This window comes from Vreelandella sedimenti, assembly GCF_013416325.1.
GTDB classification, from domain to species: Bacteria; Pseudomonadota; Gammaproteobacteria; order Pseudomonadales; family Halomonadaceae; genus Vreelandella; species Vreelandella sedimenti.
This window is the reverse complement of record NZ_JACCGK010000009.1, coordinates 51,519-76,012: the sequence shown is the minus strand read 5'-3', so window position 1 is coordinate 76,012 and position 24,494 is coordinate 51,519. Positions and strand designations below refer to the sequence as shown.

The 24,494-nt window shown below is 55.0% G+C and carries 26 protein-coding genes, 1 pseudogene and 1 riboswitch; of the genes and pseudogenes, 10 read left to right on the top strand and 17 right to left on the bottom strand.

Annotation, left to right across the window (positions count from 1 at the left end; all coding sequences use genetic code 11):
• Positions 1 to 43: 43 nt before the first annotated feature.
• Together ilvC and modF are read left to right on the top strand one after the other, a co-directional pair.
• Positions 44 to 1,516 (top strand): ketol-acid reductoisomerase, encoded by a 1,473-nt coding sequence (gene ilvC / locus HZU72_RS11490; RefSeq protein WP_180091996.1) that lies wholly within the window; start codon positions 44 to 46, stop codon positions 1,514 to 1,516.
• Positions 1,517 to 1,619: 103 nt separating this feature from the next.
• Positions 1,620 to 3,107, top strand: a complete 1,488-nt coding sequence (modF, locus tag HZU72_RS11485) for a molybdate ABC transporter ATP-binding protein ModF (RefSeq protein WP_180091995.1) — start codon at positions 1,620 to 1,622, stop codon at positions 3,105 to 3,107.
• A gap of 163 nt (positions 3,108 to 3,270) precedes the next feature.
• Here modF and HZU72_RS11480 read toward each other — a convergent pair whose 3' ends face one another.
• Positions 3,271 to 3,609: a low molecular weight protein tyrosine phosphatase family protein gene (locus HZU72_RS11480; RefSeq protein WP_180091994.1), complete on the bottom strand. Its 339-nt coding sequence runs from the start codon at positions 3,607 to 3,609 to the stop codon at positions 3,271 to 3,273.
• Between the two features lie 187 nt (positions 3,610 to 3,796).
• A complete protein-coding gene (locus tag HZU72_RS11475; protein ID WP_208458052.1) occupies positions 3,797 to 4,756 on the bottom strand; it encodes a LysR family transcriptional regulator in 960 nt (319 codons plus the stop codon).
• Between the two features lie 118 nt (positions 4,757 to 4,874).
• On the opposite strand from HZU72_RS11475, the gene HZU72_RS11470 reads away from it, so the two are divergent.
• Positions 4,875 to 5,114 (top strand): hypothetical protein, encoded by a 240-nt coding sequence (locus HZU72_RS11470; protein WP_180091992.1) that lies wholly within the window; start codon positions 4,875 to 4,877, stop codon positions 5,112 to 5,114.
• 209 nt (positions 5,115 to 5,323) lie between these two features.
• Here the strand turns inward: HZU72_RS11470 and HZU72_RS11465 are convergent, their stop codons facing one another.
• Both HZU72_RS11465 and HZU72_RS11460 read right to left on the bottom strand, forming a co-directional pair.
• Complete coding sequence (locus HZU72_RS11465) at positions 5,324 to 6,355, bottom strand: aldo/keto reductase (protein ID WP_180091990.1); 1,032 nt, start codon at positions 6,353 to 6,355, stop codon at positions 5,324 to 5,326.
• 5 nt (positions 6,356 to 6,360) lie between these two features.
• Positions 6,361 to 7,572: an MFS transporter gene (locus HZU72_RS11460; protein ID WP_180091988.1), complete on the bottom strand. Its 1,212-nt coding sequence runs from the start codon at positions 7,570 to 7,572 to the stop codon at positions 6,361 to 6,363.
• A gap of 112 nt (positions 7,573 to 7,684) precedes the next feature.
• Between HZU72_RS11460 and HZU72_RS11455 the strand changes: the two genes are divergently transcribed.
• A complete protein-coding gene (locus HZU72_RS11455; protein ID WP_180091986.1) occupies positions 7,685 to 8,608 on the top strand; it encodes a LysR family transcriptional regulator in 924 nt (307 codons plus the stop codon).
• Positions 8,609 to 8,863: 255 nt separating this feature from the next.
• Here HZU72_RS11455 and HZU72_RS11450 read toward each other — a convergent pair whose 3' ends face one another.
• The 3 genes from HZU72_RS11450 to HZU72_RS11440 form a co-directional block, all read right to left on the bottom strand.
• Positions 8,864 to 9,547, bottom strand: coding sequence for a DUF899 domain-containing protein (locus tag HZU72_RS11450; protein ID WP_180091984.1), 684 nt, complete (start codon positions 9,545 to 9,547; stop codon positions 8,864 to 8,866).
• A 167-nt stretch (positions 9,548 to 9,714) separates the two neighbouring features.
• A complete protein-coding gene (locus HZU72_RS11445) occupies positions 9,715 to 10,392 on the bottom strand; it encodes a TVP38/TMEM64 family protein (RefSeq protein WP_328737005.1) in 678 nt (225 codons plus the stop codon).
• A gap of 120 nt (positions 10,393 to 10,512) precedes the next feature.
• The gene (locus HZU72_RS11440) at positions 10,513 to 11,325 is read right to left on the bottom strand and encodes an alpha/beta fold hydrolase (RefSeq protein ID WP_208458050.1); all 813 of its coding nucleotides are present in this window, start codon (positions 11,323 to 11,325) and stop codon (positions 10,513 to 10,515) included.
• Between the two features lie 135 nt (positions 11,326 to 11,460).
• Here HZU72_RS11440 and HZU72_RS11435 point away from each other — a divergent pair, with 135 nt between their 5' ends.
• The 4 genes from HZU72_RS11435 to HZU72_RS11420 are packed head-to-tail and all read left to right on the top strand — an operon-like array spanning position 11,461 to position 14,345.
• Positions 11,461 to 12,282: an aldo/keto reductase gene (locus HZU72_RS11435; protein ID WP_180091982.1), complete on the top strand. Its 822-nt coding sequence runs from the start codon at positions 11,461 to 11,463 to the stop codon at positions 12,280 to 12,282.
• 37 nt (positions 12,283 to 12,319) lie between these two features.
• Entirely contained in the window at positions 12,320 to 12,733 is a 414-nt protein-coding gene (locus tag HZU72_RS11430) for a hypothetical protein (protein WP_180091980.1), read from the top strand.
• A complete protein-coding gene (locus HZU72_RS11425) occupies positions 12,730 to 13,677 on the top strand; it encodes an aldo/keto reductase (protein WP_208458049.1) in 948 nt (315 codons plus the stop codon). The genes HZU72_RS11430 and HZU72_RS11425 overlap by 4 nt, the downstream gene beginning before the upstream one ends.
• Complete coding sequence (locus HZU72_RS11420; RefSeq protein WP_180091978.1) at positions 13,674 to 14,345, top strand: DUF6064 family protein; 672 nt, start codon at positions 13,674 to 13,676, stop codon at positions 14,343 to 14,345. The genes HZU72_RS11425 and HZU72_RS11420 overlap by 4 nt, the downstream gene beginning before the upstream one ends.
• 212 nt (positions 14,346 to 14,557) lie before the next feature.
• Here the strand turns inward: HZU72_RS11420 and HZU72_RS11415 are convergent, their stop codons facing one another.
• The 5 genes and pseudogenes from HZU72_RS11415 to HZU72_RS11395 all read right to left on the bottom strand — a co-directional run bounded on the left by HZU72_RS11415 (position 14,558) and on the right by HZU72_RS11395 (position 16,973).
• On the bottom strand, positions 14,558 to 15,142 hold the full coding sequence (locus HZU72_RS11415) for a hypothetical protein (RefSeq protein ID WP_180091976.1): 585 nt from the start codon (positions 15,140 to 15,142) through the stop codon (positions 14,558 to 14,560).
• Positions 15,143 to 15,396: 254 nt separating this feature from the next.
• A pseudogene (locus HZU72_RS24300) lies at positions 15,397 to 15,468 on the bottom strand (transposase); the annotation flags it as partial.
• Positions 15,469 to 15,692: 224 nt separating this feature from the next.
• Positions 15,693 to 16,010 carry an antibiotic biosynthesis monooxygenase gene (locus HZU72_RS11405; RefSeq protein ID WP_180091972.1) on the bottom strand — a complete coding sequence of 106 codons (318 nt, stop codon included), beginning with the start codon at positions 16,008 to 16,010 and terminating at the stop codon, positions 15,693 to 15,695.
• Positions 16,011 to 16,120: 110 nt separating this feature from the next.
• Positions 16,121 to 16,600 carry a GFA family protein gene (locus tag HZU72_RS11400; RefSeq protein WP_180091970.1) on the bottom strand — a complete coding sequence of 160 codons (480 nt, stop codon included), beginning with the start codon at positions 16,598 to 16,600 and terminating at the stop codon, positions 16,121 to 16,123.
• 193 nt (positions 16,601 to 16,793) lie between these two features.
• Entirely contained in the window at positions 16,794 to 16,973 is a 180-nt protein-coding gene (locus HZU72_RS11395) for a tautomerase family protein (protein ID WP_180091969.1), read from the bottom strand.
• A 205-nt stretch (positions 16,974 to 17,178) separates the two neighbouring features.
• A riboswitch (TPP riboswitch) is annotated at positions 17,179 to 17,335 on the top strand.
• Positions 17,336 to 17,413: 78 nt separating this feature from the next.
• On the opposite strand from HZU72_RS11395, the gene tenA reads away from it, so the two are divergent.
• Positions 17,414 to 18,097: a thiaminase II gene (gene tenA / locus HZU72_RS11390; protein ID WP_180091968.1), complete on the top strand. Its 684-nt coding sequence runs from the start codon at positions 17,414 to 17,416 to the stop codon at positions 18,095 to 18,097.
• Positions 18,098 to 18,128: 31 nt separating this feature from the next.
• Positions 18,129 to 20,033, top strand: a complete 1,905-nt coding sequence (gene thiC / locus HZU72_RS11385; protein ID WP_235976077.1) for a phosphomethylpyrimidine synthase ThiC — start codon at positions 18,129 to 18,131, stop codon at positions 20,031 to 20,033.
• Between the two features lie 90 nt (positions 20,034 to 20,123).
• Here the strand turns inward: thiC and HZU72_RS11380 are convergent, their stop codons facing one another.
• The 5 genes from HZU72_RS11380 to HZU72_RS11360 form a co-directional block, all read right to left on the bottom strand.
• Positions 20,124 to 20,309, bottom strand: a complete 186-nt coding sequence (locus HZU72_RS11380; RefSeq protein WP_180091967.1) for a CsbD family protein — start codon at positions 20,307 to 20,309, stop codon at positions 20,124 to 20,126.
• Positions 20,310 to 20,447: 138 nt separating this feature from the next.
• Positions 20,448 to 21,602 carry a DUF2955 domain-containing protein gene (locus HZU72_RS11375; RefSeq protein ID WP_208458048.1) on the bottom strand — a complete coding sequence of 385 codons (1,155 nt, stop codon included), beginning with the start codon at positions 21,600 to 21,602 and terminating at the stop codon, positions 20,448 to 20,450.
• Positions 21,592 to 22,653: an HlyD family secretion protein gene (locus HZU72_RS11370; RefSeq protein WP_180091966.1), complete on the bottom strand. Its 1,062-nt coding sequence runs from the start codon at positions 22,651 to 22,653 to the stop codon at positions 21,592 to 21,594. Before HZU72_RS11370 ends, HZU72_RS11375 begins: the two co-directional genes overlap by 11 nt.
• A 235-nt stretch (positions 22,654 to 22,888) precedes the next feature.
• A complete protein-coding gene (locus HZU72_RS11365) occupies positions 22,889 to 23,401 on the bottom strand; it encodes a porin family protein (protein ID WP_180091965.1) in 513 nt (170 codons plus the stop codon).
• A gap of 77 nt (positions 23,402 to 23,478) precedes the next feature.
• Positions 23,479 to 24,399 (bottom strand): EamA family transporter, encoded by a 921-nt coding sequence (locus HZU72_RS11360; RefSeq protein WP_180091964.1) that lies wholly within the window; start codon positions 24,397 to 24,399, stop codon positions 23,479 to 23,481.
• Positions 24,400 to 24,494 lie beyond the last annotated feature (95 nt).

Below are 24,494 nucleotides of genomic sequence, written 5' to 3'. Positions count from 1 at the left end.
TACCTTACACCGACACATTGATCATAAAATTAGGATGCTAACGATGGCTAACTATTTCAATACGTTACCGCTACGCGAGCAATTGGCTCAGCTAGCGCAATGCCGCTTCATGCACACCGCTGAGTTTGCTGATGGCGTCGAAGCGCTAAAAGGCAAAAAAATGGTGGTTATCGGCTGTGGCGCACAAGGCCTTAACCAAGGTTTGAACCTCCGTGACAGCGGCCTAGATGTTTCTTATGCACTGCGTCCTGAAGCCATTGAGCAAAAGCGCCAGTCCTGGAAAAACGCCTCTGAAAACGGTTTTGTGGTGGGTACTTACGAAGAGTTGATCCCAACTGCAGACGTTGTTTTGAACCTCACCCCTGATAAGCAGCACACCTCAGTAGTGAACACGGTGATGCCGCTCATGAAGGAAGGCGCCTGCCTGTCTTACTCTCACGGTTTCAACATCGTAGAAGAAGGCATGAAAATTCGCGACGACTTAACCGTCATCATGGTGGCACCGAAGTGCCCTGGCTCTGAAGTTCGCGCTGAATACGTGCGTGGTTTCGGTGTTCCCACCTTGATCGCTGTTCACGAAGACAACGACCCCAAAGGCGAAGGCCTTGCGCTCGCCAAAGCCTACGCGGTCGGTACTGGCGGCCATAAAGCGGGCGTGCTGATGTCCTCTTTCATCGCGGAAGTTAAATCCGACCTGATGGGCGAGCAAACGATCCTTTGCGGCATGCTGCAAACGGGCTCCCTGCTTTGCTTCGACAAGATGATCGAAGAAGGTATCGACCCAGGTTACGCCTCACGTTTGATTCAATACGGCTGGGAAACAGTCACCGAAGCGCTGAAGTACGGCGGCGTGACGAACATGCTAGATCGTCTTTCTAACCCAGCGAAGATCAAAGCGTTCGATCTTTCTGAAGAGCTAAAAGACATCATGCGTCCGCTGTACAACAAGCACCAAGACGACATCATGAGTGGCCACTTCTCTAAAACGATGATGGAAGACTGGGCGAACGATGATGCGAACCTTCTAAAATGGCGTGCCGAAACGGCTGAAACGAATTTCGAAAAAACACCCGCTGGCGATGTAGAAATCTCTGAGCAAGAGTTCTTCGACAACGGCATTTTGATGGTCGCTATGGTGAAAGCCGGCGTTGAGCTTGCTTTCGAAACCATGACAGCAGCGGGCATCATCGCTGAATCGGCTTACTACGAGTCGCTACACGAAACGCCACTTATCGCGAACACCATCGCGCGTAAGAAATTGTACGAAATGAACGCGACTATCTCGGATACCGCGGAATACGGTTGCTACCTTTACAACCATGCCTGCGTACCGCTGTTGGCAGGCTTTATGAAAGGCATCAAATCCGATGTGATCGGTAAAGGGCTTTCGCTAGACGACAACGGCGTTGATAACGCACGCCTGATCGAAGTTAACACCGCCCTTCGTTCACACCCCGTAGAAGCCGTGGGCTCGGTCCTTCGCGGCTACATGGCTGACATGAAAAAAATCGTTTAATCGCCTGATTAACCGATAGACGTTTAAGCCGCAAAAAAAGCCGAGATATCATCACGATATGCTCGGCTTTTTTGGTTCCTCGAACAGCGTAAGGAAGAGAGTAATGGATTCGTTAACCCGCCTAGACAATATTCGCCTATCAAAAGCAACGGTCAGCTTTGAAGATCGTTTCACACTAAGCGAGATTGATTGGACCATTACGCCAGAACAACATTGGGTTATCACTGGCCCCAATGGCGCGGGTAAATCCGCCCTAGCGGCTGCGCTCGCGGGCATTGGCGATATCCAGAGCGGAAGCATTCAAGGCCTTCCCAACAACGTGGAAATCGTCTCTTTTGAAGCTCAGGCAGAGCTCATCGCCCAAGAGTTGAAGAAAGACGACGCCGACATTATGGACGTCATTTCACTCGGCACCCCTGTCAGCGAAATGATTTTCGACCACTGCCAAGAAGCTGAACTCGCCCAAGCCTTGGTCGAAAAGTTTGGCCTAAGCAAGCTGCTTGAGCGCGCGTTTCGCAAGCTTTCCACCGGTGAAACCCGCAAAGTCATGCTGATTCGCGCACTGGCCAACAAGCCTGATTTACTCATTTTAGACGAGCCGTTCGATGGCTTGGATGTAGACACCCTCGCCATGCTGCAAGCACATCTAGCCTCTCTCATCGACACCGTTCCCATGGTCATGGTGTTGAATCGCTTTGATGAAATGCCCGACTTCATCACCCATGTGGCCTACTTAGATAAAGAACGTGAGGATAAAGAGCGTGGGGATAAACAGAGTGGCGACATAGGCCGCTTGAAGCTCACGGTAGACCGTCAGGACGACACCGCCTTCAATGAGCTCTACCAATTACTGCATTTGAAAACCACTGACCTAAGCGTGCCAGAGGCCGACCCCACCAATAAGCTCCCCGCTCTTGACCCGAGCCAGCCATTAGTAAAACTAACGCAAGCGACCATCCAATACGGCGACACCGTGATTGTCGATAAGCTCGATTGGACGATAGAACGGGGCCAGCATTGGCAACTGAGTGGGCCTAACGGTAGCGGCAAAACCTGCGTTTTATCGTTGATCACCGGCGACCATCCGCAGTGCTATACCAACGATATTTTCGTGTTTGGTTTCCAGCGCGGTAACGGCGAAAGCATCTGGCAGATTAAACAGTTTATCGGCTATGTATCCACTAACCTGCAGTGGGAATACCGCGTTAGCACCAGCTGCAAAAATGTGATTATTTCCGGCTTCTACGACAGCATCGGCATGTACACCAAGTCCACCGACAGCCAGAAAAAAATTGCCGACCAATGGCTCGAACTACTGGGCATGCAAGATCGCGCCGACCAGCCGTTTAACAAACTCTCGTACGGCGACCAGCGTCTGCTGCTCATTGCCCGCGCCATGGTCAAACATCCGCCCCTGTTGATTCTAGATGAACCTTGCCTTGGCCTGGACGACATAAACCGCCAACTCGTCCTCGCCCTGATCGAAAAAATCTGCCAAGGCTCAGAAACCACCGTGCTCTACGTCAACCACCACGCGGAAGATCAGATAACAGGCATAGAGCATTATTTAGGGCTGGAAAAGAATCACTAGCGCGGGGGGTATCTGACGCCAGTCTACGTGACGGCTAGGCCACCGACGGCGCCCCTTGGCACTCAACTTGGCGTTGACTGTCTAGATGCTGTAGTAGCTCAACCTTTACCCGAGCTGATCGTAAGGTTAGCTGCCAGGGTAGTGGTCCCTGTGGCTAACCTAGCTATTTTTCGACTGTCGCTAATCGCACATACTTTGGAACCCTTTCCTTGAGTAATTGAATGAGTTCGGGCTGCATTAACTCATAGTGGTCAGGAATATCCAGACAGACTAGCCGCTTCCCCTTCAGCAATTCCTTGTACGTCTTGGCGACCTCATCCCGATGGCTCTTTTCCATCACTAGGACAATGTCAGCCCACTCAATCAAGCCCCAGGAAACTGGGGTTTTAGCACTCGAACCCGTGCCAGCGCCGATTGTTTGAATACCGGGATAAGCTGAAAAGACACGTTCAGCCGTCGGGCTGCGTAGCCTATTTTCACTGCAGATGAATAGAAGATTCATAGGCTCTCCTTGGGCAGAACAGTAATGACGCATGGTCGCTGTACTGCCTAGCATGCTTATGCAGAACGCTGGCGATCAGAGGCTAAGCATGAAATCTGGCTATTAATCCGCTTGTCTCTCCTGAATGTTTCCTTCGCGACCTGCGTAAAATCCAGGGGCAGTCCATGTACTGCATTAGCGAACCAAGCTAGCGTAATGGCGGCCCGGCCAGGCGCTGTTTCTGTGCACGAACAGCTTCTGTCAGAAAGTCCATAAACGCATGAATCCTCACTACGCCACGTAGATCCGGGTGCATTAGAAACCACAAGCCATATTCCAACTCGGGTATGGGCTCAGTGAGCTGGATAATGTCTGGGTCTTCGTCAGCAAGATAGCAGGGCAGAACGGCCAACCCCATACCGGAGCGAACAGCGCTGAGTATATTGACCAGAGTATCGACACGATAGACACAGGCCGTTTTCAGCGCATTATAGTCCATCCACTGATCCAGTGCTGAATCCTGCAGTCGTGAGCCGGTACCAATCCAAGGTTGGCTAGCAAGAGCCTTGACGGAAGCCCCCGGTGTCAGACTAAAGCTTCGGTGTCCGTAGACAGCTTGTCCAATAGCGGTCAGCGGTCGCCCAATCAGGTCTCCAGGAGGAGCGTTGGACGGACGGATGGCGACGTCAGCTTCTCTGCGTGTCAGGTTGAACAACTGGTTGGATACGGCGACGTCCAGCAAGATGCCTGGGTATTTGTGCTGAAATTGCGTGAACAAAGGCGAGAGCAGTCCCATCAACAAAGAGTCCGTAGTGGTAGTCCAGATTTCCCCACTAGGCGCCAAGTCGCGCCCGGCGACTTTACGTTCGGCGGCCAAGGCTGCTTCATCCATTATTTTGGCGGTGTCGGCGAGCTCTTCTCCAGCAAGCGTTGGCCGGTAGCCGGTTCGACTTCTTTCAAAAAGAGACACCCCCAGACGCTGTTCGATATCACCCAGCCGTCGGAAAACCGTGGCGTGACTGACGCCCAGAGCGCGTGAAGCACCAGACAAAGAGCCTGCATTCGCTATTGCCAGGACAACCTCAAAGTCATTCCAGGCCAGATGGCTCCTTGTATTCTGTGGAATGGCAGGAGGTTGCCGGAGATTCTTGCCTGTTCGTTTTTGCAAAGTTAATGCTCGCTTTTATGGAATACCTTGCAGTTTAGAACAAGATTAGCATGAACCTGAACCTATGAAACCACGCTTTCATCCCGTCACCTGGGACGACGCAATAGAGGTCAGGAACATGTTGAACTCAAGAAAAGAGCAGAACTTGCAACGCCACGTCTCGTTACCCTGCGGCGATAAAGATGGCATGCCAAAAGGAAGTGCCGACGATTCGCTCAAGGAAAGCATCCCTTCCAGATATCGCGATGGCCGGGGAGGCATTGATCTTGAGCGTGTTCAGCTGGATCAGAACGAGGCTCGGCGACTGGTCATTCAGGCAATGATACGACGTATTGAAAAGCTATGGCGTCGGCGATGAGTCACCGCTTGAGCGAATTCCAATGCGACTAATACGCGTAGTTTCGCCGTGGATCTGGGCCACAGTGGAAAGCTATCACTGTGACTACGCTGACTATGCTCTTAAAGACTCCCAAACATCGTGTTTTTTGAAATACCAAAGCATTCATGGCATATCAATGCTCGGGCGGGGCGCCTGAGCCCCCTTTTCTCAGTTTCAGTGAATTTCAGTCATACCAGGGGTGGATTACGCTCGGCAAACTGGCCGTTCCAATAGGGATAATAGGGGTAAGGCGGGGTTACCGCGCTCGCCACGTCTAATCGTGCAACCTGAGACTCGTCAAGGCGCCAGCCAACCGCACCGAGATTCTGCCGTAACTGGGTTTCGTCCCGGGCACCAACCAAAACCGATGACACCGTAGGACGGCGCAGCAACCAGTTAATCGCTACCTGGGGCACGCTCTTGCCGACTTCGTCAGCGATCTCGAATAGCACGTCCAGTACCCGGTACAGTCTTTCGTTCGGCACCGGCGGCGCGAACCCTTCGGTCTCGTGAAGACGGCTCCCGGCGGGCAGTGGTTGGCCGCGACGAATCTTACCGGTCAGGCGGCCCCAGCCCAGCGGGCTCCACACCAGAGCGCCCAGGCCTTGATCCTGCCCCAATGGCATCAGCTCCCACTCGTAATCCCTGCCCACCAGGGAGTAATACGTCTGGTTCGCCACGAAGCGCGCATAGCCATAACGCTCGGCAACGCTCTGGGACTTCATCAACTGCCAACCAGAGAAATTGGACGCCCCAAGGAAGCGAACTTTGCCTGCCCGCACCAGATCATCCAGTGCGGACATCACCTCCTCCACCGGGGTCATGGCATCGAAGTGATGCAGTTGCAACACATCGATATAATCGGTTCCCAGCCTTTTTAGTGCGCGCTCGGTGGCGCGGATCAAGTGGTGTCGAGAGCTTCCCACGTCATTGGCGTCCTCCCCGCTGCGTAGTGACAGTTTCGTGGACACGATCACCCGGTCACGACGGCCTTTGATCGCCGCACCAAGGATCGCTTCCGATGCACCGTCGGAATAAACATCAGCGGAGTCGAACAGATTGACCCCAGCGTCCAGACATATATCGATCAGCCGCTTCGCTTGCTCAACATCGGTATTGCCCCAGGCACTGAACAGCGGCCCCTTGCCACCAAAGGTGCCAGCTCCAAACCCCAATGCAGGCACTTTGAAACCAGACCGCCCTAGATAACGATATTCCATCACACTCACTCCTGTTCGCAGGAAATTGCCGGGGCGGGCCCAATGGACTCGCCATGCTCTCGCTTGATTGCCCAAACGGCCACCGCCAGCCCGGTAAGAGCAACCAGTGCGGCGGCGCCAGGCACGGCGGTAAAGCTGCCGCTGCGCTCGATCACCACACCGCCCAAGCCCGCACCAATGGCATTGCCCAGATTGAACGCACCGATATTGAAGCTGGACGCCAGGCTGGCCGCGCCTTCCGCCCGGTTAAGTACCCACAGTTGCAAGGGCGCCACCGTCGCGAAACCGGCCATGCCCAGCAGGCCGACGAAGACCACCGTTGTCCACTGATAGCCGAGCGCAAAAGGAAACAGGCCCAGCACCGCCGCCAGCACTGCCAATGTGATTATCAGGGCCGGTGCCAGCCCACGATCCGCGAGACGTCCGCCGAGCAGGTTACCGATGATCATGCCGACGCCGAATACCAGCAGAATCAGCGACACCACATCCTGGGAGAAACCGGCGATGCCCGTCAGCATCGGCTGGATATAGGTGAACACAGTGAACACCCCGGCAAAGCCGAGCACCGTCATCAGCAGCCCCAACACCACTGTCGGTCGGCCGATCACCGCCAGACTGTCGCGCCAGCCCATTTCCTCGCCGCCACCACTCTCGTGGGGCACCATGAGAGTAATCACCAGGGTCGCCAGCACGCCCACGCCGGTGACCGCCCAGAAGGTGGTGCGCCAGCCATATTCGTGCCCCAACCAGGCACCGGCGGGCACGCCCAGCAGCGTCGCCACGGTCAGGCCAGTGAACATGATGGCGATGGCACCGGCCCGTTTGTCCGGCGCCACCAGACTGGTGGCGACCACCGAACCAACGCCGAAAAAAGTGCCGTGTGCTAGGGAGGTCACCACCCGGGCAACCATCAACACCGAGTAGTTCGGAGCCAGCGCGCAGGCTAGGTTGCCGAGGGTAAAAATAACCATCAACGCCACAAGCACCTTCTTGCGAGGCCAGCGGGCACTAGCAATGGTGAGCAACGGCGCGCCCACGAACACCCCCAGGGCATAGCCGGAGATCAGCAGGCCCGCTTGGCGGATGCTCACCTCCAGGTCGGCGGCCACTTGCTCCAGCACGCCCATGATCACGAACTCGGTAGTGCCGATGCCAAAGGCACCAATGGTCAAAGCGTAGAGTGCCCAAGGGATCGGGCTCGAAGAGGCTGAAGTCATTATCAAAACGTCCATCAGGGAGTGATGAGACGAATGCTAGACCCGCCTCACCCTCCTTGATACCTTTAGTATCTTCAATAACTTTCAAGATTTTATTGATAATGAGGCCATCATGGATCGTCTTAGCGATATCGCCCTTTTTCTTCGCGTGGTGGATCTGGGAACGATCAGCGCCGCCGCCCGTAGCCTTGACCTCTCGGTGGCCGTGGCCAGCCAACGTCTGCAGCGGTTGGAAAAGGGCCTCAATGTACGACTACTACACCGCACAACCCGACGCCTCCACCCCACCCCCGAGGGACTGGCGCTGGCGGAACAGGGCCGCGATCTAGTGGAGGGTCTGGAAGCACTCACCCAGAATCTACGCGGCAGCGCCGACAAGGTCACCGGCACCCTGCGCGTCACCCTACCCCACTCCTTCGGGCGTCAGTACATTTCGCCGCTGTTGCCCGAGTTCCTTAACCGCTACCCCCGCTTGAACCTGGATGTCAGCCTGACGGATCAGGTGGTCGACCTGGTCGGCGAAGGCTATGACCTGGGCATTCGCATCGGCATTCTGGAAGACTCGAGCCTGGTGGCCCGGCGCCTGGCCGACGACGAGCGGGTATTGTGTGCCTCTCCCGACTACTTGGCCCACCACGTCACCCCGCAACGCCCCAGCGACCTGGTCGATCACCAATGCCTGGTGCTTTCCAGCAATCGGCGTCGGCAGGACATCTGGCATCTCACCGACAAACAAGGGCAAAGCGAGGCGGTACAGGTAGGCGGCCGCATACGCAGCAATCAGGGAGAAATGCTCACCGAGGCGGTTCTCGGCGGCTTGGGCATCGCGCAGCACTCGGTGTGGCACATCCACGAATACTTGTGCAGCGGTCAATTGAGCGTGGTATTGCCGGATTACCGGTTAACGGAAACCGGTATCTACGCGGTGATGCCCCAACGGCAGCTAGTGCCACCTCGGGTGCGGGCGTTTGTGGCGTTTCTGGAAGAGCGGCTCGCTGAACATCCTGTCTGGGCATTGCGGCGGGAAAAACAGTAAGCGACAATAATCCGAAGAAGCCATTTCCGCGTCTCCTTTGTCTCCCTCAGTGCGATGGCTGCTAAAAATAACCGCATAGCATGGGGGCTCAGGGACATTAGCTATTTTTGTCATAGCTCTTCTTTAGACATTTTTAACTGTCGAAAAGGCTTCAGTGAGACACGCCATAATTCGATCAGCGCACGCTCCGACAGGCGCATGCACGATCTGCAAAAAACACCTCACTTCAATGGTTGATTAGCTCGCATACACATTTCAGTCGTCATACTCGTCGTGGCGGCGGTTCCACACATACGGCTTCGTCTGTGGCCAACCTTCCGGTGAGTCCTCCCAGGTTTCCTGGCGACCAAACGGCGTCAAATCCAGGTATGTCCAGTGGCTACCTAAATATTCGACGCCACGGGCACCGGTAAAGTAGGTGCGATAAATGTCGTTTCCATCGCGGAGGAGGACACTCGCGCCATGCCTTTCGCCCTCCTCTGTCGTTGCGCCAACATCCTCGTTGAAGTCGCTTCCGTAAGAGGAGTACCAGGGAATTGTCCAGCCCATGCGCGTCTTATATTGATTGATTTTCTCTAGCGGAGCGCGTGACATCATGACCAACGAGGTATCACGTGCATGGAGGTGCGCCGGGTGCGTCATGGCGTCGGCCACCCACGAGCACCCATCACACCCCGCCTTCCAATCGGGGGGAAACATGAAATGGTAAACAATCAGTTGACGCCGCCCAGCGAACAAGTCAAGGAATGACACGCTGCCCTCATCGCCCTGGAAGACATAAGGCTTTTCCATTTTCACCATGGGCAGCTTGCGCCGCTCAGCGCTCAAGGCATCGCGTGCCCTGGTGTGTTCTTTTTCTTTAATGAGCAACTGACTGAGAGCCGCCTCCCATTCTTCAAGGGAGGCGACCGGCGGTAAAGAAGACTTGTTGGATGGCATCTTAGAGACTCTCACTAACCAGCTTCGATATAATAGCGTAGTCAACCTACCCAAAAGCGCTATGCATGGCGCCAGACTAAACGCGCCAACCGAGCATTATCCAAACGGCTATCACAAACGTTGCTCATGCCCTCAGGCACGTAGCTCAAGTTAGGCTCGCGTGCCTGCTAGGGTGAATAGTCACCGGGCATTATTTTTCGTCTGACCCAAGCCCCGGCGAGAAACAGCATCGTTAGCGCAATTAATGGTAGGATCACACTTGGGCCGATAGCCTTCTCTTTTTCCACCGCTTCCAGTGTTCCGTAAATAGCGCTGGCGTAAACGGCCCACTTCATCCCCAGGCCGATGAGGGCCGCCATCACGAAGGTCATCAACGGCAAATGCAACAGGCCACCGGCAAAATTGATTATCGCGTGAGGAAAACCCGGCAGTACACGCAAGGCACACTGCGTTAAAAAATCGCTGCGTTTTTCCAACTGTACCAACACCGAATAGGCCCGCCCAGTGGGCGTCCAGCGGTCGCTGAAACGATAGGACAGATAGTACGCACCGAGCGCCCCCGCTACGCTACCGACAATCAGCATCGGTGTCGCCGCCAATGGCGTATAAAAAGGCGCAATCAGCCACAGCCCGATACCGCCCGGCAGGCCAACCCCCAACGTCACCGCCATTATCATGATCACCGAGATAACCACCAGAGGATGATACGGGGCCTCGCCAACCCAACGCCGCAGGTTAAGGACTTCAGGGGAATGCCACATCCATATGTAGCTGGCCATGAGTAACGTGGCCCCAATCGCCACCCAGCGCCAGGAGCGGTTTAGCGAACCATCTTCGAACATCATGAACTCTCATTTTTTTATCCAAGGTTATGGTGTCATGCGGGCCGCCATATCTGCATATCTGCTGTCACCTTCGGTGCGGTAACTAGTAAAAATAACCGCATAGTAAGAAGGCGCAGTAGTTTAAGACACTACGTTATGGCCTGTTGGCCTGTTGTACGCGACACACGTTTGAATAGCGCTCGAAAATCGAGCCGGACTCTCCGCCATCATTAGATGCCCTGTGTCCGCAATGTTGATTCGCATCGTGCATGTGCGAGTCAACCATTCAGGTACGTCCCATCCATCAGGCGACCGAGAGCCAGCAATTAAACTGACGGCAAGGCCGGAATCGATAAGGCGAGAGAGGGTTTGGAGATAAGAATTTGGCTTCGTCGCTTCGACTACCGCACTAGCTTGCGCTTTTATGGTCGTGGCGGGCTGATTGGAAAGCCAGGAGGTAGCTAAACGCGACGTCCATTCCGTAATAGGCACGCCTGCGCTCGCGAACCAATCAGATGGCGCGTGCCTATAACCGGCCACTATTTCTTCAACTTTCTCTATCGGCATAGAGGCCAATTCGGCAGACCAGAAAGCGTCTTTAATAGTGAGGTTTCCTTCCACGCTGATTAAAGACGCCACTAGCTCTGGAAAACGATCTGCCAGCAAAACTGCAATTGCGCCTCCTACCGAGTGTCCTACGATGTGAGCCTGTTCAATTCCGGCGTCTAAAATGTACTTAGCAACGTGTTCCGCTTGAGCGAGTAAATCGATGCCTGCTGTTTCTTGCTGGGAAAGCGCGCCGTAGCCAATCAAGTCAGGCGCATGCACCTCTACTTGATCGAACTCTGCCAATATTTTCGGATCGTTCAAAGAGCCAAACAAACCGTGAATAAGAACGACCGCTTGCTTTCTATGCGTCATTTCAATTTCCTCGCTCAATAAGATTCTCAACATTATGTCGCTCGTTGAGCATACTCAAGGAGCGTCCGATGGATTGCCGTGTTGGTTGATTGGTAGCTTATACTCCTTCGGGTGGTTACTGCATTTAATGAACATGAGTCGGAACAGCATCACAACCGGGAAGAGACTATGCAAACGATCGAACTAGGCGGAGAAAGCGTACCCCGTATCGGCCAGGGCACTTGGCATATGGGCGAGAATGCCGGGCAGCGGCAGGCTGAGGTCAGGGCGCTGCGTGAAGGCCTGGACCTGGGCATGACGTTGATCGATACCGCAGAGATGTATGCCGAGGGCGGGTCTGAAGAAGTCGTTGGCCAAGCCATCCGTGACCGGCGCGATGAGGTGTATCTGGTCAGCAAGGTCTACCCGCACAACGCCAGCACCAAGGGTGTTCAAGACGCCTGCGAGCGCAGCCTGAGTCGATTGGGCACCGACACTATCGATCTCTACCTGCTGCACTGGCGCGGCCAGTACCCGCTGAGCGAAACAGTGGAAGCGTTTGAGCGGCTGCGCGAGCAGGGCAAGATTCTGCGCTGGGGTGTGTCGAACTTTGACCTTGACGACTTAGCAGAGCTCGACGCGCCAGCTTGCGCCACCAATCAGGTGCTCTACAACCCCGAAGCACGCGGCATTGAATACGACCTGCTGCCCTGGCAAGCACAGCAAAATATGCCGCTCATGGCCTATTGCCCCATCGGGCAAGGCGGCGCTCTACTGCATGACGCTGCCCTGCAACGCATCGCCGACAAACACAGCGCCACCACCGCGCAAGTCGCCCTTGCCTGGGCACTGCGCCACCCCGGCGTGATTGCAATTCCTAAGGCCGTGAATCTGGATCACCTCAAGCAGAATGCCGAGGCGGATAATGTCAGACTCGACGGCGATGATCTGGCACAGATCGACGCCGCCTATCCTCCGCCAGCGCGCAAGCAGTCTTTGCAGATGGTGTGAGGACGAGCCATTAACGGCCCAGCACTGGAGCGATGTCATGTCACTGCCCGCCCAACAACCCAATGCCTGGATCCGCTTTCTCGCCCACTTGCTGTTTATACTTGCCGCGTGGACGCTGTTCATCAAATACCTGTTTCCCATTGGTTACGCGCTGGCATACGGCGAGCCCTGGGCACGCTATATCTATTGGGATCTATGGCCGCTGGCGCACGTCTGGCTGGGCTGGGCGCTGCTTGAGCGACCACGCTATACGCGCGCCTTGGCGGTAGGCATGTCCGTCATTGAAATCCTTATCATCTGCACGCTGTTCGTCCGTTTTCTCGCCGACCCTGAATGGTCGATCTGGCGCACCAACTGGTTTGTGAATAAGGTATTTGTGCTGACATGCTTTGTGCTGGTGTTGGCTGCCACGGTGCCGATTCAAAAAAACCGGAAGGAGCGACCGCTATGAATTATCGCATCAAGCATCGCATCACCCGCAGACAAAGCCTTAAGCTCATCGGCGCCACGCTCGCCGCCGTGACGCTCCCAACCGCATCGCTTCTTGCCGACAAGGGCGAAATGCGCCAGAAGGCCTTTGCGGGCACTGACAAAAAGCTGCCTGTCATCGGCATGGGCACTTGGCGAACGTTCAATGTCGGCAACGACCCGCAGTTGCTCGATGCGCGTACCGAAGTGGTTAAGGCATTCTTCGATCATGGCGGAGGCCTGATCGATTCCTCGCCCATGTATGGCTCGGCGCCGGATGTGATGGGTTATGCCCTGCAGCAGCTGGGCACGCCCGAAAGCCTGTTTGCCGCAGAGAAAGTCTGGAGCCCCGCCGGTGGTTCCACCCGCGAGCAGGTGGCCGAGCTTAAAGAGCGCTGGAAGGTGGAGCACTTCGATCTGGTGCAGGTACACAATCTGGCTGACTGGCGCGAGCACCTGGCAGCGCTGCAGGAGATGAAAGCCGAAGGCAACATCCGCCATGTCGGCATCACGACCTCGCACGGGCGCCGCCACAGCGAGATCGAGCAGATCATGACGTCAGAGGATATCGACTTCGTTCAGCTCACCTACAACATCACCCACCGCGAGGCCGAAAACCGGCTACTGCCCCTGGCAGAAGAGCGGGGCATCGGTGTGATCGCCAATCGGCCTTACGATGGCGGCAGCCTGATCAAGAACCTCAAGCGCCGTGACGCGCCATTGCCCGAGTGGGCCAACGAGGAATGCGGCTGCACAACCTGGGCGGACTTCCTGCTGAAGTTTATCGTCAGCCACCCAGCGATCACCTGCGCGATACCCGCCACCACCCAAGTCGAGCACATGCGCGAGAACATGCGCGCCGGCCACTCCCCCATGCCCTCGCCCGACGCCCGGCAGCGGATGACCGACTATATCGGGTCGCTATGAACGAGTGGACAAGCTACCAGCTGCAGGACTTTATTCCCTTCACTGCGGAGGTTTACTTTCGCCTGTTGGAACGCATGGGCGAAACCTTCTGGCCGCTGCATCTACTGACCCTCGCCCTGGGCGCCGCCACCCTGGCACTGGCGCTTAAACACCGCACGCGACTCGCCTGCCTGCTACCCGCCCCGCTCTGGGCCTTTGTCGCCGTCGCGTTTTTCATTCAGCGCTACGCAGCGCTCAACTGGGCCGGCGGCTATGCTGGCGACACTTTCATCGCCCAGGCCGTGCTGCTGGTAGTGATAGCGCTAACGGGATGGGGAATGGATAAAACTCCGAGCCGAACAAGCCCGCCCGTCGTGATGGGAATAGCCATCGCCCTCTTCGGCCTGATATTAATGCCGCTGATGGCGCCACTGAGCGGCGGTTCCTGGTACCAGACGGAAGTGTTCGGCATTCATGCCGACCCCACGGCGGTGACCACGCTGGGCTTGGCGCTTATCATGCTCCGGGGTTTTGCCCTCTGGATCGCCGCCATCATTCCCGCGCTCTGGCTGGTCGTTTCAGGCCTGACCCTGCAGGCACTGGATTCAACAGGCTCCGTCGTGCTGTTCGCCGTATTGGCGATCACTCTGGTTGGGCTGGTCTGGAAAAGCATCAAACCCAAGCGATAACGTAGCAGCACCAGTGCCATTTCAAAGGGTATGCCAATACTTTTTGTGTCATGACACACCTCAGTTGAAAAGCTCCGCATCTAACGCTGCAGCATGCGAGCCTTGTTAGTGGAGGCGAAGCCGCAACGAACAAGGCATCGCCGTGCTTGGCTGATTATAAGTTACCGCTTACCGCTCAGTATCGGCTACGGTTCGCTTTGACACCCAGCACCTTAAGGCCCGCAACGCCACTCGCCCTGCCAGTCACGCTGAGCGCCGTCGGCCCGGTCATACGTTAACATCGCCGGCCTTGGCGGCGACTCCTCGCCTTCAGAGGGATCACCGGTGACCTCAATGTGGACGGTCTTGCCCTTGCCATTGAAGGTTGGAGACTCCGTAATGCCATTAAAACCACCAGGTGCCGACACGCGCTCCACATAACCGGCGACCTTGACCACCCCCTGCGCTGCATCGGACGACCCCACATTGCCCATGGCAATCAGTAAAACCTCCCTGTCATCCGTGGTGAACTGGCAACCCAGCTCACCGGGAAGGCTGGACTCGTTCATGTCCTCCTCCGTGAGAGCATTCAGCGTAATCTCGGAACCATCACCCCCCCGGGTCTGCCCCGAGGGAGCGGCACCTTCCTGTTTGTCGGAATCATTGGGCGCCTCGGCTGATGGCGGGGTCGACGACGGTTGCGCCGCCTCTTCCTCTGCGTCCGAGGACGGATTCGAGCAGCCGGTGATCAAGGTGATGACCAGCAAACTTGCTAACAGGGTGACGGTGAGATTTGCACCGCGTTTGGTAAAGGGCATGGTGCCTCCTGGAAAAATAAAAACCTACTGTAGAGTAACTTGTACAACTATGAATAATCGCTCCCTGAAAGTCTGTAAAGGCCACTGGGACTCTATCCCGAAACGCACACCCTGTAGCTGGGAAGTGCGTAGCACCGTTCATCCTTCTGAAAGGCCTCTTGCTGGTACAATCCGGATGCTCCATCGACACGCCAGTATCCGATTACGGTTGAGGATGAAGTGGTCGCATTGTTCTATTCCTGGTGAGGTGCGTGTTCAACCAGGGAGTGGACGGCGTGCTCAAAGGTGCCAGGCTGGAGCTGATCTTGGTAGTTGATCACCACCATGGCGTTCTGATTGTAGCTTTAAGCTTTGAAGCGCGGCCTACTGAACACTCCTCGTCTGTTTTCTCGATCCTGCCAGAGCTTAGCCGTCAGCGGTTTTTTCTACAGCCTCAACGCCCAAAACAGCAGCGCCCGCAGAATAGCGGAGGGCGTCTGACCGCGCCTTTCAGAGGTGAACTGTTTTTGTTTGTTATGCGCGCTTATTGAGAGATTGACAAACAATTTATTTAGTAGCTGCGATTCTCTCGAACCTCATAGTGCTGTGAGTTTTCATCATATCTTGAGAGAACCTTCCTCGCATTTTCCGGAACGTACGACTTAGCCGGATCTTCTCCTACGAAGGCTTTCACGGATTCCCAAGATTCAAAGTCCATAATCGTAATGAACTCCACCTCAGACTCGTGTGCTCTTCTTAGCAACTGGATGTTCGAATAGCCATGAATATTCTTTGCCTCAATACCGGGAAATATCTCATTCTTAAGAAGGTTCTCGTATTTGTCGGCATTTTCATGGTTTGTCCAGCCATGCCATATTCTCTTAATCATGTATATTTACTCCAATATCTAGGTTCGCATAACGCAAAGCTGAGCTACGCAAACTTGCGAACGTCGGCTTGAGCGCCGCGTTTGGCAGCATGCGCCTATATCCGATCACTCTACCGCGGCCGGCTGAAATGCTGATAGCGCGGCAGATCATCAGCGATACTTAGCCAGTCCAACCGTTCCGATATCCAGGCATGTAGCTGCGGAACGACTTTCGATTGTTCTTCCAACACTCCGATGTAGTAGTAAATTTCGCCCGGTAGTCGGGCGTCCTGATACCCAATCGGTGTCCCGCAACGTGAACAAAATAGGCGCTTGACCTCAGGTATCGACTTGTAAGTGGTGGCCTTCTCTCCAAAGAGTTTCACCTCGTCGCTCTTGAAACCTGCGAAAACGGCAACTGGCGCCCCCGTAGCCTTACGGCAATCAGAGCAATGGCAGTACGAAACCCAGAAAGGCTCTCCGAATACACGGAATCGATATTTTCCGCAGCGGCACCTGCCAGAATTAATAGAAACTATATCTTCAGTCATGTCGATCCAGTTGCTGCCGAACAATGATTGTACGCCTAACTGCAAAACCTCAATAAACACGACGGCACATTGATTGAGGTTTTACTGCCGCCAATTTCGACTCTATCACATTGATTCTATTGACAGAAAAGCCAATTTTGGCAACATATCCAAAATTCGCGTGCTTGCGCGTTTTGCCCTACTCAACAAAACTTGTATGTAAATACAAGCCGCTCCTAAGAAACTGATGGAACGAGTCAAGGCCACCCTGAGGTCAAGCGCTATAGCCTCCGCGCTGAGAAAACCTATCGCTACTGGATTCGTTAAGGAAGATTGTTACTGCCTCAGGGCTGGTTCCATATGCTTCTGAAAATGCTTCGGTTATCCGCTTCACTAAGAGCTCACGTTGCTCTTTAGTCCTGCCTGGAGACTGCTGAACGGTTACGATTGGCATATAGATCTCCTAATAAAATCAAAGGCATATATAGGTTTAAATGAGGCACGCTGAGCAATCTTATTAAACCTGCGGCTCTTCCATTGAAGTTCTATCAACTCTATCTTGACTTTACTCCACTCTCTCACAACCAAGCAAAGCCTAATTCGGCAGTATCAACCTCCCCCTTGCATCTCCTCCGCCCCCCTCCTACACTCCACCAACGAACAGCTTGACGGGGTGCCGGTGAAATCCGGCTGAGATGGCGCAGGGCTAGCTTTTTTGCTTCCAAGCGCTGATCCCGCTGAACCTGATCCGGCTAATGCGCTGCTTATATAACGAGCTGCGCGGGTACCGGCGTAGGGATCAAGCGATGGCCTTGGCTTCATTTCACGCCACCTTTCCGCGCCATTCCCTCGATCTTTCTCGCCTCCCTCCGGATCATTACCACCGGAGGCATCATGGGCTACCGCTTTACTGATCTCACCACCGCTTGCCAGCAAGATTGGTGCGCCTATATTGAGCACGATTTTGTACGCCAGTTGGGCAATGCCACGCTGCCCGAGGCGTCGTTTCGCCACTACCTGAAGCAGGACTACCTGTTCTTGATTCACTTCGCCCGCGCCTACGCGCTGGCTGCCTATAAAAGCCCCACCCTCGCTGATCTTCGCCAAGCCCATGAAGGCTTGAAAGCCATTGTGGATGTGGAGTTAGGCCTCCACATGGGCTTTTGCCAGGAGTGGGGGATTTCCGAGCAGGAGCTGGCCGAACTCCCCGAAGCCAGAGCCACGCTGGCTTACACCCGCTATGTATTGGATACCGGCAACCGTGGCGACCTGCTGGATTTGCACGTGACGCTAGCCCCCTGTCTGGTGGGCTACGGCGAAATTGCCAACTGGTTGAACGCCCAACCATCCACCCTGCGCGGTGCGCAAAACCCCTATGACGCCTGGATTGCCATGTACGAAGGCGAGGAGTTTCAGGTCGCCATGCAGGCGGAGCTTGAATGGTTGAATGCTCGCCTTGCCGACGCTACCCCTGCCCGCTTTGCCGAACTGAGCAAGATCTTCCGCGACGCTACCCGCCTGGAAATCGACTTCTGGCAGATGGGCCTAGAGCTGATAGACCAAGACCTCACCAACTAATTCAGCAAAACAACACAAGGAAACGACCGTAATGTCTAAGACCGTAACCAGCAAAACTAGCCACTTTTTAGCCGAAACCGCCCAGGTGGATGCCGCCGCCATTCAGCCGCTGCCTGCTTCGCGGAAGGTGTATATCGAAGGCTCCCAGCCGGATATCCGCGTGCCGTTTCGTGAGATCACCCTTTCGCCGACCAAAACCACCGGCATCGATGAAGAGAACCCGCCGCTGCTGGTTTACGATACTTCCGGCCCCTACACCGACCCCGACGCCCAGATTGACCTACGCCGTGGCCTGCCGGCACTGCGCCGGGCCTGGATCGAAGCGCGGGACGACACCGAGTTCTTAACCGGCCCCACGTCTGATTACGGCAACCGACGCGCCAACGACCCCACTCTTGCCCAGCTACGTTTCGATTTAACCCGCACTCCGCGCCGGGCTAAAGCGGGCAAAAACGTGACCCAACTGCACTACGCCCGCCAGGGCATTATTACCCCGGAAATGGAGTTTATTGCCCTGCGCGAAAACCAGCGCCGCCAGGCGCTAGGAACGGCGGAGGTGGAGCGTATTCTGGGCCACCAGCACAAAGGCCAGAGCTTTGGCGCCAGTTTGCCGGAAGAAATCACGCCAGAGTTTGTGCGCGACGAAGTGGCCCGCGGGCGGGCAATTATTCCTAATAACATCAACCACCCAGAAAGCGAGCCGATGATTATTGGCCGTAACTTCCTGGTCAAAATTAACGGTAATCTGGGTAACTCCGCAGTGACCTCTTCTATTGAAGAAGAGGTGGATAAGATGACCTGGGGGATCCGCTGGGGCGCTGACACCATTATGGATCTCTCTACCGGGCAGAATATCCATGAAACTCGCGAGTGGATTTTGCGCAACTCGCCAGTGCCGATTGGCACGGTGCCTATCTATCAGGCGTTGGAAAAGGTCAAAGGCGTGGCCGAAGACCTCACCTGGGAAGTCTTCCGCGATACGCTGATCGAGCAGGCCGAACAGGGCGTGGACTACTTCACCATTCACGCGGGCGTACTGCTGCGCTATGTGCCGCTCACCGCCAAGCGAGTCACCGGCATTGTCAGCCGCGGCGGCTCGATCATGGCCAAGTGGTGTTTGTACCATCACCAGGAGAGCTTCTTGTACACCCACTTCGAAGAGATCTGCGAGATCTGCAAGCAGTACGATGTGGCGTTTTCCCTCGGTGATGGCCTGCGTCCTGGCTCAGTGGCCGATGCCAATGACGAAGCACAGATGGCGGAGCTGAAAACCCTTGGTGAGCTGACCCATATTGCCTGGAAACACGATGTGCAGGTGATGATCGAAGGCCCCGGCCACGTGCCCATGCACTTGGTGAAAGAGAATATGGATAAGCAGTTGGAATACTGCGACGAAGCGCCCTTCTATACCTTAGGTCCGCTGGTAACCGATATCGCCCCCGGCTACGACCACATTACCTCTGGCATAGGGGCAGCGATGATCGGCTGGTTTGGCTGCGCCATGCTCTGCTACGTCACGCCGAAAGAGCACCTGGGCCTGCCCAATAAAGATGACGTCAAAACCGGCATTATTACTTACAAGATTGCCGCCCACGCGGCGGATCTCGCCAAGGGCCACCCTGCCGCACAGCGGCGGGATAATGCACTCTCCAAAGCGCGTTTCGAGTTTCGCTGGGAAGACCAGTTCAACCTGGGGCTAGACCCGGATACTGCCCGGGAGTACCACGACGAAACCCTGCCCAAAGACTCCGCCAAGGTGGCGCACTTCTGCTCCATGTGCGGGCCAAAGTTCTGCTCCATGAAGATCAGCCAAGAGGTACGAGACTATGCAAACGAACACGGTCTAAACGGCGATCAGGAAGCGGTGATGAAAGGCATGGAAGAACAGGCGGAGAAGTTTCGCAACAAAGGCAGTGAACTGTATCAAGAGGTATGAACACTTTGGAAAGCAAAGGATAAGCTTCTAATTATCGGCTTTAAACGCCCACAGGGGGCCAAAGCCCCCTGTGGTATCAGTACTACATGACTAGCGCTGTTTTTTCTGGCTCTCCTTGGCGTCGCCTTTGCCTTTTTGCAGTTCGCCTTTAGCCTGCTGGGACTTACCTTTGGCTTCAGTTTTAGTGCTACCTGTTGCCTTGCCCGCGGCTTCTTTCACTTTTCCCGCTGCTTTGTTGGCCGTTCCTTTCGCTTTATCTTCTTTGCCAGTTGCCATGACGAACACCTCTAATCCGTTAGTAGGGAAAACGCCGTGTGTGAAAGGTGCGAGTAGCACGGTTAATCACACGTCGACACATTCATCAGAGTAGCCTTTATTAAAAAAGTTGCGCTAATTAATTTATGGCAGGTTTATTTATGCCGGGTTGCTGGCGGGTAAACGCGTTGGTGCCCAGCGGTTCAACACGAAGTGCAGGGAAGCCATAGCCAAAAGCGTAAGAACCAGTGCCACGCTCATGGAAGAGAAGCGGTAAAGTGCGCTATACACCAGGTCCTGCTGCGGGCCTAGCGACTGGCCAAACAGAATCCCCAGGGTGGTCAGCCCACCAAAGCCAATCCCTGAACCGCCTCCTTCATGAATATGCTCCCGAGCGAAAAGCATTAACCCCAGCCAGTAGAGCAACATCACCAGCAGAAAATGGTGGCTCTGGGTATATAAGAAAAGTTGCATCAACAGGGCCAAGTTGCACCCTAGTAGGGTTCCTATGGCTCGCTTACCGGCTGATACTTTCGCTCCAGAGTACCCCAGCGTAAACAGCACCAGGATGGTCGCCATCTGCGCAGAAAGCGACCCCTGCAAGTCGAAAATCTGAAACACGACAAATGAGAGTGTGGCGGTTAATCCACCGATTAAAGTTTCATGGCGAATTTGCGAGGGTGTTTTGGTACCCCTTGGTGGCGGCTTGCGGGCTTCCACGTCGGGAAACAGCGTATGCATCAGCATGGCAATAAACACCGCCAAACCACTGGCGACGAGGTTACAGGCCAGTAAATCGCTCAAGTCCACACTGGGGTAGCTGGCGAAGTGAAGCAAAATGCTGAGCGTCAGCACACCGTTGGCGCCAAACAGAAACAGCGGCCCTTTCGCCATCAGGTTAAAGCGGAAAAGAAAAATGCCCATCACCACCAGGGTCATCACTAACGGCATATGCTTGAGCAGCCCCACCACCAGGCTGACTTCAAGCACGTTAAGTGATACGTTGGCTAAAAACTGGCGAATAATATGGCCATTCAGAATCGGCACCATGCCCAGCAAGAACATCGGGAAAACAGTAAAAAACACCCCGTAGTTCCACCCCATAAGCTGGCTGACCACAAACCCCAGCGTGCCACCACCGGCCACCCGCAAGCACTGACGCAGGCCGTTTTGGGTTAACACCGGGCGAGCAGTTCCCTTGGCATTAGCCTCGTCATGCCTCCCCCACCAACCTTGAAACGGTGTAAACAACAGGCGCTTAATAAACGCGCTTTTAATAAACCAGCTCTTAATAAACCAGCTCTTAATAAACATAGTGCAACCAACTGATCAGATGTGCCTGTAACCATACAAATGGTTTGGCCAAAGCAGTATCTCCTGGCTGAAGCTGCACCGTGGCGCGGGCGCCGCTGGGTAATAAATTCGCGATTGGCTGAGTTAGCACTAGGTGTACACGCATCCGCTGGGCATCGCGTATCCAGCGGTCGGTGGTGGGAATATCAGCCAGTTGACCATCAGCAGCCAACTGTCCTTCACGAACACCGGCATCCATGGCGAGTACTTGCGCATCAAATACCTGACCTGGCCAAGCATCAAACACTACTTGCGCTGCGTCACCAGGTGCCGCATGACGCAGACTCTTTTCGCGAAAATCGGCAATGACATCTATCGCATCCGCTACTACCGCTACCGCTGGCTGCCCCGCCTGAACGTAGTCACCTACGTCTAGCTGCAGGTTGGAAACACGTCCGGCTTGCGCGGCGCGCACCTGGGTATGAGCAAGATCCAACTGCGCCTTGGAAAGCGCATTGTCTGCTTGGCGCAAACGCAGATTCGTTTCGCCGACATCGCCCAGTTGCACTTCCAGACTGACGATTTTAGCCCTGGCTGCCGCCACACTGGCCTGTGCGGTACGCTCAGCAGCCACCTGCTGTTCGTACTGTTGGCGCGATACGCTCTGCTGCGCCACAAGGGTTTCAGCACGCTGAAGCTCTCCCCGACGCTCAGCAGCCGTCGCCTCTGCGGATGCCAACTCCGCTTGGGCAGAGGTAAGCTCTGCTTCCAACTGGGCATTCTCCCGCTCAGCCTGTTCGCGATTAAGCTGCGCCTGCTCAACGGCTAATCGAAACGGCGCCTGGCCGATCTGAAACAGCACATCGCCCTTTGCTACATGCTGGTGATTACTGACCAGCACCTCACTCACTGGGCCGCTGAGTTCGGGCGCTATTCGCGTTACCGGCCGCATCACTCTCGCCTCGGGCGTCATGGGCATAAAGCTATCGGCCACCAGAAAATAGATAAAAAGCAGTACAAAGGTAGCAAGGGCTACCCTCACCCATCGGGCAAATATTTGATCGGGGGTCATGCAGAGCTCACTTGTTAGCCACCAGGAAACCACCTGGTCAGCGCTTCTCAACGGGCGCGCATCGTGTAGGGAATCGCATAGGGGACTTTAGTCTAACAATTAATTAGCGCGCTAACAATATACATATGTCTATCTACTTCTACATAAACGCTCTCTACAAGTTTATAAAACAAAAAAACCCCATGGCATAAAGGCCATGGGGTTTAGTCATTCGCTACGCTTTTACGCTAAGGGTTTAGAACCGGTAACGTAAACCTACGCTTGCAGCATCAAAGGAGTAAGCTGATTTATCCAGGTAGCGCATATAGTCCGCGCTGAGGGAGAGGTTTCTGGCGACATCCATCTCAGCACCTGCGCCGTAGGAGAAGTCGCTTTCACTGTCGCCGCGGTCAAACTCTACTTCCGTAAAACCGGCTAGGCCATAAAGACGTACTTCAGGTGCTATGGGAATAATCCCTTTAGCATAAGCACCCGCTACATAGTCTAATTCGGCACCACCGTCGGAACCGCCCGTACCTAAATGACCTTCAATGCCAAAGTAGTCATTGAACTGGGCACCGCCGCGCAGACGTAAACCTACGTCATCACGGGAAGAGCCTCTGTCTGGGTCCAGGCTCCAGAACATGGCATCAGCGCCCAGGTAAGCTTGCGGATAATCGAAAGACTGTTGTGCTTGAGCAGTGGTTGCAAATGCGCCTGCACCCACCAGGAGTACCGCCGATGTAAGTGACAACATGGACATTTTCATAGCTTGCACCTCAGTTAAAAAACAGTGTTTCCTTACACATTTGTATTGTGATTCATAACTATGAAGAACGCAAACATTTACCGTCCCTTGGATAAGCTCAGCACGACAATACCGCCAACGACGACTGCCCCACCTACCAACTGGCCGGGGCTAAGCATTTGCCCCAACACGAAGTAACCCAGCACCAGCGAGGCAACTGGCTCGATATTCATCACCGGTGCGTTGCGTGCCATATCGAGTCGCGGCACAAAAATAAACAGCGTCGAAAACGCCGAACCATACAGCAGACCAAGCAGCGTCAGCCCTAGCCAGCCGGTACTGTTATCCGGCAGGCTCATTCCGCCTGGCACTACACCGGCGATACCGCCAATGATCATGACAATAAACACTGTTTGCATGGTCAACAGACTGCGCAGGGTGCTGCCCACTCCTGCAAGGCGGTGCTCGGTAACCCACAGCGCACAGGCAAATACGAAGGCCGCCATTAATCCAAAACCAATGCCTGCTATCCAACCCGGCCCCATGCCATCAGCGCTGGCAATCCATGAGGGAATATCCAGCACTACCAGTAAACCGATTAAAATCGTGCCCATGATCAGACAGCTACGCAGAGTAGGACGCGGGCCGCCCAATGCCCAACTGAGCAGCGCTAGCTGAATAGGAAAGGTATTGACCAATAGCAGTGCAATCACCACAGGCAGTCTGGCTACCGCCGAGTAGAGGCTAACGCTTTGGATCGCAATCAGTAGCCCCACGGTTAGTTGCCACGGCCAAGAGCCCGCAGGCAGCCACAACCGCTTTCTCTGCACGATGACTAGCGCCACTAAAATCAGGCAGGCCACCCCCGAGCGGGTTAATACCGCCAGTAACAGACCGGTGCCATTATCAAACGCCAGCCGAGCTGAAACGTGATTGGCGGCGAACATGGTGGCCACGGTCATCATTAACAGAATGGCCAAATGGCGCGGCAGTAGTTTCGGAAAAGAGGACGCTGACATAAGAACGGTAAGGCTCGTTATAGGAGTGAAGGTGTAAGATGGCGAGTAGCCAGGTAGGCAAAGATCCCAGCATGCCAAGCTTTTGTCTATAAGGC